This window comes from Burkholderia sp. BCC0044, assembly GCF_902832955.1.
GTDB lineage: Bacteria > Pseudomonadota > Gammaproteobacteria > Burkholderiales > Burkholderiaceae > Burkholderia.
Genome location: NZ_CADFDO010000004.1, coordinates 355,264 through 366,857 on the forward strand (window position 1 = coordinate 355,264; position 11,594 = coordinate 366,857).

The 11,594-nt window shown below is 62.8% G+C and carries 8 protein-coding genes; 7 read left to right on the forward strand and 1 reads right to left on the reverse strand.

Annotated elements, in window-relative coordinates:
- Window positions 1-183 precede the first annotated feature (183 nt).
- Window positions 184-1,110, reverse strand: a complete 927-nt coding sequence (locus tag HWX14_RS24370; RefSeq protein ID WP_175884918.1) for a LysR family transcriptional regulator — start codon at window positions 1,108-1,110, stop codon at window positions 184-186.
- 385 nt (window positions 1,111-1,495) lie between these two features.
- Between HWX14_RS24370 and HWX14_RS24375 the strand changes: the two genes are divergently transcribed.
- The 7 genes from HWX14_RS24375 to HWX14_RS24405 all read left to right on the forward strand — a co-directional run bounded on the left by HWX14_RS24375 (window position 1,496) and on the right by HWX14_RS24405 (window position 11,577).
- Window positions 1,496-2,824 carry an MFS transporter gene (locus tag HWX14_RS24375; RefSeq protein ID WP_175884919.1) on the forward strand — a complete coding sequence of 443 codons (1,329 nt, stop codon included), beginning with the start codon at window positions 1,496-1,498 and terminating at the stop codon, window positions 2,822-2,824.
- 57 nt (window positions 2,825-2,881) lie between these two features.
- Window positions 2,882-3,784: an NAD(P)-dependent oxidoreductase gene (locus tag HWX14_RS24380; protein ID WP_175884920.1), complete on the forward strand. Its 903-nt coding sequence runs from the start codon at window positions 2,882-2,884 to the stop codon at window positions 3,782-3,784.
- Between the two features lie 884 nt (window positions 3,785-4,668).
- Window positions 4,669-6,549: a type VI secretion system baseplate subunit TssF gene (tssF, locus tag HWX14_RS24385; RefSeq protein ID WP_175884921.1), complete on the forward strand. Its 1,881-nt coding sequence runs from the start codon at window positions 4,669-4,671 to the stop codon at window positions 6,547-6,549.
- A 148-nt stretch (window positions 6,550-6,697) separates the two neighbouring features.
- Entirely contained in the window at window positions 6,698-9,697 is a 3,000-nt protein-coding gene (gene tssI / locus HWX14_RS24390) for a type VI secretion system tip protein TssI/VgrG (protein ID WP_175884922.1), read from the forward strand.
- Window positions 9,697-10,566 (forward strand): ankyrin repeat domain-containing protein, encoded by an 870-nt coding sequence (locus HWX14_RS24395; RefSeq protein ID WP_175884923.1) that lies wholly within the window; start codon window positions 9,697-9,699, stop codon window positions 10,564-10,566. The genes tssI and HWX14_RS24395 overlap by 1 nt, the downstream gene beginning before the upstream one ends.
- 43 nt (window positions 10,567-10,609) lie before the next feature.
- Window positions 10,610-11,053 carry a hypothetical protein gene (locus HWX14_RS24400; RefSeq protein ID WP_175884924.1) on the forward strand — a complete coding sequence of 148 codons (444 nt, stop codon included), beginning with the start codon at window positions 10,610-10,612 and terminating at the stop codon, window positions 11,051-11,053.
- Window positions 11,054-11,118: 65 nt separating this feature from the next.
- Complete coding sequence (locus HWX14_RS24405) at window positions 11,119-11,577, forward strand: DUF1795 domain-containing protein (protein ID WP_006482386.1); 459 nt, start codon at window positions 11,119-11,121, stop codon at window positions 11,575-11,577.
- The last annotated feature ends 17 nt before the right edge of the window (window positions 11,578-11,594 follow it).

Below are 11,594 nucleotides of genomic sequence, written 5' to 3' on the forward strand. Positions count from 1 at the left end.
ATCCGATCACCTCGGATCGCGTCGGCATGTCTCCCGTGTCTCTTCCGTTGCGGTAACCGGCGGACAATTGAATCTGTCCGTCGAATCTACTGCGTCGCAGGCGCCGGAAGGAAGTGCGGATCCGTGAACGGGACCTTCGAAAATCTGCAACACGCCGGCGCGCGCGGACGCGCGGCGGTGCAGTCAGTCGTTCGATTGCCCGGCTTCACCGGAACCGGAGACGAGCGAAGGCGGCGCGAACGATGCGAGGAACTCGAACAGCTTGCGCGTCGGCAGCGGCACGGCACCCGCGCGAATGCCGACCGACATGACGCGGTTGGCCCACGGATCGTTGAGGCGAATGAAGCGCAGGCGCATCGGTTCGCGAAACAGCGCGACCGCGCGCTCGGGCAGGATGCCGATGCCTTGCCCCGCGGCGATCAGCCGGCACATGGCTTCGAAGCTCTGCACCTGCACGCGGAAGCGGACCGACTTGCCGAGCAGCGCCGCTTCCCTGACGAGTGAACGCGTGAGTTCCGAGCGGTCGTCGAGCGCGACCAGATCGTGGTCGAGCAACGCGCTGAAGTCGATCGAATCGCCGGTGAGCGGGTAGTCGTCGGGGACGACCACGCTGGCCCGGTCCATGCAGTAAGGGGCGAGGTGGATGCCCTCGGGCGCGGTGCGCGACGTGACGATGCCGACGTCCGCGCGGCCTTCGCGCAGCGCCTGCAGGATGTCGGAACTTCTCAGCTCGCTGATCTGCAGCTTGATGTCGCGATAGCGTTGCGAAAACGTGCGCAACTGATCGGGAAGATCCTGGCTGATCGCCGAGATGTTCGCGAACACGCGGACGCGGCCGACTGCGCCTTTCGTATAGTCGGACAGTTCGCTGTAGATCGCGTCGGTGCGCAGCAGCAGGTCGGTCGCGTGGCGCAACAGCGCTTCGCCGGCGGGCGTGAGTTCGACGCCGGCCACCGTGCGGTTCAGCAGCACCACGCGAAAGTGATGCTCGAGCAGCGCGATCCGGCGGCTTGCGGTGGAAAGCGACATGTGGGACTGTTGCGCGGCGCGCGACAGGCTGCCCAGCTCGGCTGCACGGACGAACAGGGCGAGGGACGTGAGATCGAACAAGCGCAGGCTCCGATTGAAACTGCGGCAAGTATGTCATCCATCGCTGCACGCGATGGTGTCGGGCGAAGTGGTGCTAACCCTGACTGGCCGCGAATGGTGCGCCGCACACCGCGCGGCCGCCGTCACGCCGCGATGGCCCGTGTCGTGCGCGCGATCGGCGGCCGGAATCCGTTTTCCGTGGCTTGTGCATTGCACCGTACGAGGGCTGCCCGCGCGTGCGTTCGAGATATTCGAAGTGCCGCTTGAAGGATTTCGCATATCGGGTGGGCGGGGCAGCCGGTAGATTCGACCCGTCCCCTGTCGCACACACCTATCTCGACAGCGACTGCACGCGTGACGACGCAAGCACGCACGCGGGGCCATCCATGAACTTTCGGAGACAAACGTGGAAATCGACGCGACCTGCAACCCGGGCGACCTCGCCGCCCCGGCATCGGCGCACGACCTCGCGCAGGAGGACCGGATCTTTCGTCGGCTCGCCGTGCAGATCCTCCCCATCCTGATGTTCGCGTACGTCACGTCGTACATCGATCGCGTGAACGTCAGCTTCGCCAAACTGCAGATGAGCCAGCACCTGGGCTTTTCCGATGCGGTGTTCGGCTTCGGTGCAGGGATCTTCTTTCTCGGTTACGTGATCTTCGAGGTGCCGAGCAACATGCTGCTGGTGCGCGTCGGGCCGCGCCGCTGGATCACGCGGATCGTCGTGTCGTGGGGCGTCGTGTCGGGATTGACCGCGTTCGTGTCCACGCCGATGCAGTTCTACGTGATGCGTTTTCTGCTCGGCGTCGCCGAGGCCGGCTTCATCCCGGCCATCGTGCTCTACATGGCCCGTTCGTTCCCGGGGCGGCGGCGCGCGCGGATCCTGTCGATGTTTTACGCGGCGCTCGCGCTGGCCGGGTTGATCGGATCGCCGTTGACCGGTTTCATCCTTCAGTATTTCGACGGGGCGATGCAGATACCGGGCTGGAAATGGATCTTCATCCTCGAGTCGCTGCCGGCGTTCCTGGCTGCGCTGTATGTATGGAAGGGCCTCGACGACGACGTCACGCGCAGTGAACGCTTCTCGCCCGCGGAGCGCGCCATCCTCGCCCGCGTGCTGGCGGAAGATCGTGCGACGACCGAGTCGGTTCATCACCGCGGCCTGTTCTCCAACTGGCTCGTATGGGCGTTCTGCGTGATCTACTTTCTCGACGTGTTCGCGATTTACGGCTATACATTCTGGGCGCCGACGATGATCAAGCAGATGGGCATCGGCAGCGATTTCGTCATCGGCTTGCTCGCCGCGCTGCCGAATGCGGTGGCCGTGGTCGTGATGGTCCTGTTCGGACGCAGCGCGGATCGGCGCGGCAGGCAGCGGCTGCACGTCGCCGCGCTTTTGCTGATGGGCGCGACCGGGCTCGGGCTGTCGGTCGTCTGGCACGATCAGCTGTGGCTCGGCATGTTCGCCCTCTGCATCGCGAACGCGGGGCTCATCTCGTTTCCGCCGCTGTTCTGGAGCATGCCGACCGCGGCGCTCGGCACCGCGTCGGTATCGATGGGCATCGCGGTGATCAGCTCGTTCGGGAACCTCGGCGGCTTCTTCGGGCCCTATGCGGTCGGCTACCTGAAGCAGATGTCGGGTAGTCTCGCCGCGCCGCTGTTCGTGATGGTCGGGTGCCTGTTGCTGGGCTTCGTCCTCACGATGCTGCTGCCGGCGCGGCGGGTCGAGCGGTAACGGCAATCCATTTCGCCGCGGCGCTGCGCCGCGTCGCCATCTTTTGACAGGAATGACATGAAACAGCAGATTGGCCTGATCGGCGTAGGTTTGATGGGGCATGGTATTGCGCGCAACGTGCTGAAGCACGGTTATCCGCTCACGGTCGTCGAGCATCCGGGCAACCAGCCGCTCGACGAACTGCTGCGCGGCGGCGTACGGACCGTGCGGACCGCGCGCGAACTGGCCGCGCAAGCGGACGTCATCATCCTCTGCGTGACGGGTTCGCCCGAAGTGGAAGCGGTGCTCACCGGTGAGGACGGCGTGTTGGCCGACTTGAAGGACAACGCGATCGTCGTCGATTGTTCGACCGCGGTTCCCGAATCGACCGTCAGAATGGCGCGGCTCGTCGAAGCGGCAGGCGGGCGCTTCGTCGATGCGCCGATGACGCGCGGCGCCAGGGAGGCGCACGAGGGCCGGCTGAACCTGCTGGTCGGTGCGGCACCCGGGTTGTTTGCCGAGATCAGGCCGGTGCTCGCATGCTTCGCGGAAAACATCACGCACGTCGGCGATGTCGGGGCCGGCCACAGCATGAAGCTGCTGCACAACTATGTTTCGCTCGGGACCATCGCGCTGCTGTCGGAAGCCGTCGCGTGCGCGAAACGCTCGGGCGTGGATGTCGCAGTACTCGCCGACGTGCTCGCCAACGGCGGGGGCGGCGGCGCCGCGCTGAACCGGATGCGTCCGTTCCTGGAGACCGGCGACACGTCCGCGCTGCCCTTCCATATGGCGAACGCGCTGAAGGACCTGTCGTACTACTCGGCGATGGCGGAAGGCGTCGACGCGGCTCATGGGATCGCGGCGGCTGTCACGGAGACGTATCGTGATGCCGTTGCGGGGGCGGGGGCGCATTGTCCGGTGTTGAAGTTGTCGGATGTGCTGGTGGTGGGGGGCGGGCGCGACGAAGGGACGTCGCGTTGAGGGGGCGGGCGGCCGTGCGCGGGTGGCGGGATCGATGCAGAGAGCGGCAGCGCGTCGTTGCGCCGTCGGCTACCGAAACCGACTGCTCCGTCACATAGCTGGAGGCCGAGTTGCACAGCCACGGTGCGAAGTCGTCGATCGAGCGGCGCCAGGCGGTGGGTGGTGGCTTCCGGCTGGAAAGAGTTTTTCGTGTTTTGTCACCCAGCGTTTGCTTGTCATCCCGAATCACCCGCTCGGACGCGCAATTGATAGCGCCGGGAGATGTGGCATCAACAAAGGGACGATCTCGATGGCCTCGAGAGCCGCATCGAGTACGGTACAGGCGAGCGAGCTTCGTTCTGAAAGCGCCCACCATTTCAGGGGGAGGCCGCGCATACCTGGAGTACTCAAGAAGTTGGCTGGAGAGCGTCGGCCGGTGGAGGAAAGGGGGCGGGACGTGCGCTGCGCAACGATCGCTTGGCGCGACGCTCAGTGAGGCGTGGCGTTGCGTCGACGTGGAAACCGTTCGCTCTATCGGTGCCTGTGAACAAGCGACATTGAGCGCATTGCTGGCAATCAATGAACAATCGTTAAGCGGTCTCGACGATTGAAGGTGCTCTGCTACGATGCCGACAAGTTTCGAGAGCGTGCTCATCGCTTATGCTCGCTTGGCGATGGGAAACCGAACCTCCCGAAGCCCGGAGGGCTGTCACGAGGGCCATAGTGGCGGCTCTCGCTTCATGACATTGGTCATCCTCATGGCTTGCGTATTTCAAGCACTATGATTGATTCGCTCCTGACTCGATAAATTCGAGATAAGCGTGCGCGACGCCCGGTTAGAATCGCCGCGTCTACCCATGAGCATGGTACCGATTGACAGATCGGCGTGACCATCTGAAAAGCGTATGGGCATCGAACCCGAGGATCTCCTGCCGCATTTCGAGCGCGAGTTGGGTCTGCTGCGCCGCTCGACGCGCGCATTCGCCGAGCTTTACCCCAAAATCGCGGCTCGTCTTGCGATGTCCGGTGAGCACTCGGATGACCCACATGTCGAACGGCTGCTGCAATCGTTCGCGTTGATGTGCGCTCGGCACGACATCCGACTCGAAGATGAGGTGCCGGAGTTTACTCACGCGTTGATCGACACAATCCACGGAGCGTTCCTGCGGCCGTTTCCATCTTGTGCGATGGCCCAATTCCGCGTGGATCGAGCCAGCAAGCAGACCGAGCCAAGGATAGTTCCACGCGGCACACAATTGGTGGCACCGAATTCGCGCCTGGTGTTCCGCACCGCCGCCGACGTCACGTTGGTGCCGTTGACCGTCTCCGGTGTACGTTACGCGACGTCAACCGTCGCGCCGATGCAAACGACACTGCCGTCCGACACCACGGGGATTTTGTCTTTCACCCTTGAGCTCACGGCACCGTCAGCCCAGTTCTCCATCGCTCCAGATATGCTCCGGCTGCATTTGGCGGGGGAGAGGGAGGTGGTGGCGGCGCTCGCCGACGGCGTGCTGATGCACGCCACGCGTGCCTTCGTCGAACTGGACGGCAACGGGCGCTGGCGTCGGGTGGACATGCCGCTGGTGGCCGCAGGTTTCCACGATGCCGACGCGCTGCTAGCACCGCCTCGCGACAACGCGATTGCTCCGTTTCATCTGTTGATGGAGTACGGCGCGTTTCCCGCTCGATTTGACAACCTCGATCTGAATTTGGCGCAGTTGAAACGGTTGGCGGTCGGCGCGCGCCGGATCACGGTGCATTTGGCCCTTGCCGGCATCCACCCTGACTCGCGTCGTGCTCAACGACTGATTGCAGCGTCGGCCGACAATCTCCGGCCATTTTGCACACCAGTAGTCAACTTGTTCTCGAACAATGCGGAGCCAATCGAAACGAAGGCCGGGCAAGCGTACTATGCGCTGAAACCGTTTTCACTCAAGACCGCAGCTGCGAGCGAGATCTGGTCAGTTGATCAGGTCCGTATAACGACGGCCCAGGGTGCCGCGCTTCTGCCGCCCTTCGAATCTTTGCAGCACGCGCTTGGCGCCGCGCCAGGCCTGTATTGGGTTGTTTTGCGCGACGAAGCCCGGCGCGCGCCGAAGCCGTCTTCCGAGCCCGCCAAGGCGGGACAGGAAGCGCTGCGCGGACAAGCAACTGGAGCGCGCGCAGACGGGTTGCGTGGCTTGGAGCTCGCGCTTGTGAATGCTCGCGGCGAGCCCGTTGATCCGTCCGCGCAGCGCCAACTCGACATCGTGCTGTCTTGCACGAATGGCAACCTGGCGGACATGCGCGAGAGCCAGTTGGCCGTGCGCGATGGGGAATCCGGTGACGAGATCGAGTTATTGGCTCAGCCCAGTGCAAGTCCCGCGCCGATTCTTCGCCGCGGCGAGCTGTGGGAACTGCTGTCGTGGCTGGTTCCGCAGGCAGCGCGGCTAAACGCCGAAGGCCTCGATGAGCTCAAGCGGCTGTGTGCCCGCTTCGGCATGTTTGCGCCCGACGCCGGCCGGCGATTCGACGCGCTCGTGTCCCTCTCGACTGAACGGGTGCGGCGCTGGATGCCGGGCAAGCCGGCTTCAGCGTTCGTCCAGGGATTGGAGGTCCGTCTCGTGATCGACGAGCTGCGTTTCGTCCAATTCAGTCTCGCCGGATTGGGGCGCGTGATGGATCGACTATTTTCCCCGTACGTTCCAGTCACCAGCTTCGTGCAAATCGTATTGGTCTCGGCAGAGACCGGCGCGGTATTGCGACGCGGTGAACCCTGCGTCGGCTCCCAGCCACTTGTTTGATTGGCGGGTGGAAAGGGGTATCAGCAGGGAAATTGCGAACGCATTTCAGGTATCTTTCGCTCGCGAACGTTTTGTCCTACAGTAGCGGGGCCTCAAGCTGGTGAGCCAATTGGGGACAGAACCTGAGACGAAAATAAAGGGAATTCAAATGAGTTTCGCCCCGAATGGCGGTATTCCGGCCGGTTCCGGCGGGAATCTGTTGGGCTCGCTGAGCGCGCTTGGCGGCCTTGGCGGCCCGGTCGCATCCACGGTGGCAGGCCAAATTGGCCCGCTCGCCGGCGTCGCAAGTCATATTGACACCGTGCAACGCGCGGTTCAGCTTGCTCAGACCGGCTTCTCGCTGATGAATAAAACGCCGGCCGCGATTGCGGACGCGCTCAACAATGCGGCCGGCGGCGCTGCTCGACTGACTCAGCTCAATCGATACGTGACCATCGACTCGCCGCTCGGTCCGGACGTGTTGCTGGTCAGCACCGCGGTTATCGACGAACACGTCAATCGGTTGCCGGAGATTCACCTCGATTTGCTGTCACATCAGCATGATCTGGCGCCTGATCAGCTGATCGGGCAACCGATCAAGATTCGATTCGACCAGAGCGCGCGGCAGTCCACGCTTGAGCGCATCGTCTCGTCAGGCGGGGCCGACAGCATCCGTTACTTCGACGGCTACGTCACGTCGTTCGACCGGGCGAGTAACCCGGGCAAGGTGACGCAATATCAAATGACGGTGGCGCCGTGGTTCTGGTTTTTGACGCGCTCGACCGACTGCCGGATTTTCCAGAACAAGACCGCTCAGGACATCCTCACCGAGATTTTCCAGGATCACGGGTTCACCGATTTCGAATTCGACATCCGGACCGCACAGAAGCCGCTCGAATATATCGTGATGTACCAGGAGTCCTATTACAACTTCTGTGCGCGTCTGATGGAGCAGGAAGGTCTGATTTGGACGCACCGCTACGAGAAGGAAAAGCACTTCCTTGTCATCGGCGATACGAATTTCGTTTTCCGCCCGATCAACGGCCTGGCCAATTTGCCGTATGCCGCCACCGCAGCGAGTGAAGACAACGGGATCGACCAGTTGCATGAAGGCCGGCGTTTCGGCGTCGGCAAGATCGCTTTTCGCGACTTCAATCACCAGAACCCGTCGTCGCCGCTGATGCTGGCGCAGGCCGAGCCGGAGAATCTCCGGCATGCGGGGCTCGAGACAACGGAGCGTTTCGAACATCAGTCGTTGTTCGACCACGGCGATGACGGCGACCGTTACGCACGCATCGCGATGCAAGCGGAAGAAGCGAGCGCGCATCGGTATACGGGCAGCGGCTATGCGTGGCGGATGACCGCTGCAGGCAGCGTGACGGTGACCAACCATCCAGTCATGGCCAACAATCAGGAATACGCCATCCTGCACGTTCGTCATGAGGCCGTGAACGATTACACGGAACACAACGCCAAACTGCCGTACCGCAATACATTTTCTCTGCTCCCGAAGAAGTTTCCGTATCGTTCGCCCAGAAATACCCCGAAGCCCGTCATTCACGGCACGCAGTCGGCAATCGTGGTCGGCCCAAAGGGCGAAGAAATTCACACGAACGGCAGTGCCGTCAAGGTCCACTTTTTGTGGGATCGCCGCGGCAAGTTGGACGGCTCGGATTCGATGTGGATTCGCGTGTCCCAACCGTGGGCGGGCGACGGGTGGGGTGCGGCCGCCATTCCACGGATCAAACAAGAGGTCCTGGTAGCGTTTAACCAGGGGGATCCCGACAATCCGGTCATCGTAGGCCGCGTCTACAACGGTGAGCAGGGCAATCCTTATCACGGCGCCGCAGGACAAACGATGGGGATCAAGAGCCAGACTCACAAGGGCGCAGGCTCGAACGAGTTGCGGTTCTCCGACGTGAACGGTGCGCAAGAAGTCTTTCTGCACGCGCAGAAGGACATGAACACGGTCATCAAGGATGCGGAGACGCATACGGTCGAGGCCGGCGCACGGACGATTTCACTGCTCAAGGGCAGCGAGACGAAGCAGATCGCGCAGGGCGGGTTGAAGGAAACCATCGCGCTGACGCGCGACACCACTGCAAACGTGATCAATACGAAGGCCATCGCCAGCAAGGCAGGGCCCGGCATGCAAAGCCATCAGGCGAGCGACGGCATCGAGCATCGTGTCGGCGATGGCGTCGTGACGATGACGCCGGACAGCATCAAGCTGACCTTCGGACCGTCAACGATCGTCATCAACGCGAACGGCATCTATCTCGACGGGCCGGTCATCCATCTGAATCGCGGCAGCGCGCAGTCCGCGGAACAGGCGCTCGCGCTCGAGTGGGCGGCGGAGCAGGCGACGATCGCGAAGGGGCTGGCGAGCCCCGACCCGGCGACGCGTGCGGCGGCGGCCAAACTGGCGAGTTCGCTGAAGGCGCAGCAACTGGCGAAACTCGCGGATCACGTGTATCACCCGAACGATCCGCCGCCGACCGGATGGAAGATGGCGACCAACGATCCGGAAGCATTGAAGGCGTTCGGGCTCAAGCCGAGCGACTTCGAGAAGAGCGGCAGCAACTTCGGGTCGCAGATGTACGTCCCGGATCCGAATGTCTTCGGCGACAGCATGAAGCCGACGGTCGCGTTCAAGGGGACCCAGCAGCTCTTCGGCGAAGACATGAGCAACAACATGGCGCAAGGGCTCGGCGCCGATGCGCCGTATTACCGCAATGCGGTCACGATCGGCAAGAACATCGAGACCACGGGCGCGTCGGCCGGCGTCGATTTCACCGGGCATTCGCTCGGCGGCGGGCTGGCATCCGCCGCAGCCGAGGCCAGCGGCGGTTCTGCTGTGACCTTCAATGCTGCCGGCCTCAGTCCCGAGACCGTCGCGCAATACGGCGGGACCGCCCAGGCGGCCAACATCACCGCCTATCGCGTCGACGGCGATATCCTGACCGGCCTGCAGGAAGGCCGACTCGGGCCGATCAGCGATGGTACGGCGGCGCTGATGCCCAAGGCGGTTGGCAGCCCCGTCACGCTCGATGGTGAAAGCGTGACCACGGTCGGCCGTCACCTGATGGGTGACGTGACGAACGGGATCAACCAGCAGGTCGCGAAGGATCAGCTCGACCTGGTCTCCCAACTGAATTCATCTCACTGATGCGATACAAGAAAGCGATAACCGCCGGCGCGATTGCCGCACTCGTTGGAGTGTCCTCGCCACTGTGGTGGCCCACTCAAGCCCAAGGGACGAACATGACCGGCTTCAAACGTTACGCACCGGAAGACTTCTTTTCGGGGCAGCAACTCACGTTGGCTCAGGCCATTCATGACGGCGATCTCAGTCGCGTTCAGCAGCTCGCGCCGAAGACGGATCTGAATGCACCGGGCGCGAAGAATACGACGCTGCTGTCGTATGCAGTGCAGGAAATCGTCCCGGTCAAGAACGACGCGTCCAGTCCGCGCTACCAGATCATTTCGGTGCTCGTGAAGAACGGCGCGGATCCCAAGGCGCCGGTCGGTGCCAGCGGCGGATCGGTCGTCGATGTCGCATTGCGGGCCGATACGCCCAACCTCCTGCGCGTGTTGTTGAACAGTGGGCTCGATCCCAACTGGCAATACAACGGCGACACGCCGATGATTTTTGCAGTTGCAGAGAACCGGCTGCTGCCCCAGCTGAAGCTGCTGGTTGAGCACAAGGCGAACGTGAATGCTCGCGATTCGCTTGGAAAGACGGCACTCTTCGAGGCGACGATGATTCAGCAGTGGGACGTCGTCGACTACCTCCTCTCGCACGGCGCGGATCCGAAGATTGCCAGCCAGCTCGGCGTGTCGTATGGGTGGGTGCTGCAGAACGAGTTGAAGAACCATACGGCCGCGGACTCGCCGGCGCGTACGCGTATCGAAGAGGTTCGTCGCAAGATCGTCACGGCCGGCGCGCCGTGGCCGCCGCTCGATCCGAAGGCGCAACGCGCAGCGATGCGCGCGCGCGGCGAGAAGGTCGTGACGCCGGCCGGCCAGACGGATTGAACGCACGCGTGACGGTTGAAGCGTCGTGCAATGGATTCGGGAAATGATGACCGTTTTTGATTCGACGCCGCGTGTCAGGCGAGAGGCGGTCCTCGGCGTATCCGGGGCGCTGTACCTCCTCTCGCTGCCGATGCCGGCGATGCATTTCGAAAATGAAGCGTCGCTCAGCGGGCTGTCGGTTCTCGCCCAAGGGTGGTGGGGACTGTTCATGCTCAATCCAGCATGGCTCGCCAATCCGCTCTACGCGATTGCGGCCGTCCAGCTCGCCCGGAACCGATATACCCGCGCGAGCCAGTTTTCGGCCGCAGCGCTCGTGTGCGCGCTCTGTTCATTGCTCACGACGAAGTGGTACTTCAACGAAACAGACGCGACGCCGATATCCGGCTACGGCATTGCGTTTTATGCGTGGCTCGTCGCGCATGTCGTATTGCTCGCGGGCAGCTTGCGCTTGCGCCGGGAAAGCGTCGTCGCGCTGCAAGGAAAATGAGTGGCAGCGCGAGTGGCCGCTGATTTCCACGCATTCCAACAACTACACATCACGAGAGAACCAGCATGACGGATTCCGAAAACCGTATCCGGATTCACGAAGGCAGCATCGTTCTGCCGAACGGTTTCGAGGATCGCACGACCAACCTGTTCGTGCCGGCCGATACGGCCGCACAGCCGAACCTCAGTGTCGCACGCGACTGGCTCAAGGACGGAGAGACCCTTGCGCCGTATATCGATCGTCAGATCGCGCTGCTCAAATCGCGATTGCAGGGACACCGGGTGCTTTCGCGTCAGGCTGAACGGCTTGGGCCTGAAACTGATGGCATGCCGGGGGAGCGCATCGACGCTGCCTATCGGAACGGTCCAAAGACCGTTTTTCAACGGCAAGGCGCATTCATCGTTGCCCCGGGACGCGTGCTGATCTTTACCGCGTCGAGCGCGAAGAGCTTCGGCGAAACACTCGACGCATTGTGGCGCAACTGGCTCGACGGCTACCGTCCGGCAGAACAAGAGTCGGCATAACAACAGCAAAGGACAAT

What these genes read in the sequence shown, in the direction of transcription:
- HWX14_RS24405 (WP_006482386.1), top strand. Translation starts at nt 11,119, where the DNA reads ATGACGGATTCCGAAAACCGTATCCGGATTCACGAAGGCAGCATCGTT.
- HWX14_RS24380 (WP_175884920.1), top strand. Translation starts at nt 2,882, where the DNA reads ATGAAACAGCAGATTGGCCTGATCGGCGTAGGTTTGATGGGGCATGGT.
- tssI (WP_175884922.1), top strand. Translation starts at nt 6,698, where the DNA reads ATGAGTTTCGCCCCGAATGGCGGTATTCCGGCCGGTTCCGGCGGGAAT.
- HWX14_RS24400 (WP_175884924.1), top strand. Translation starts at nt 10,610, where the DNA reads ATGATGACCGTTTTTGATTCGACGCCGCGTGTCAGGCGAGAGGCGGTC.
- HWX14_RS24395 (WP_175884923.1), top strand. Translation starts at nt 9,697, where the DNA reads ATGCGATACAAGAAAGCGATAACCGCCGGCGCGATTGCCGCACTCGTT.
- tssF (WP_175884921.1), top strand. Translation starts at nt 4,669, where the DNA reads ATGGGCATCGAACCCGAGGATCTCCTGCCGCATTTCGAGCGCGAGTTG.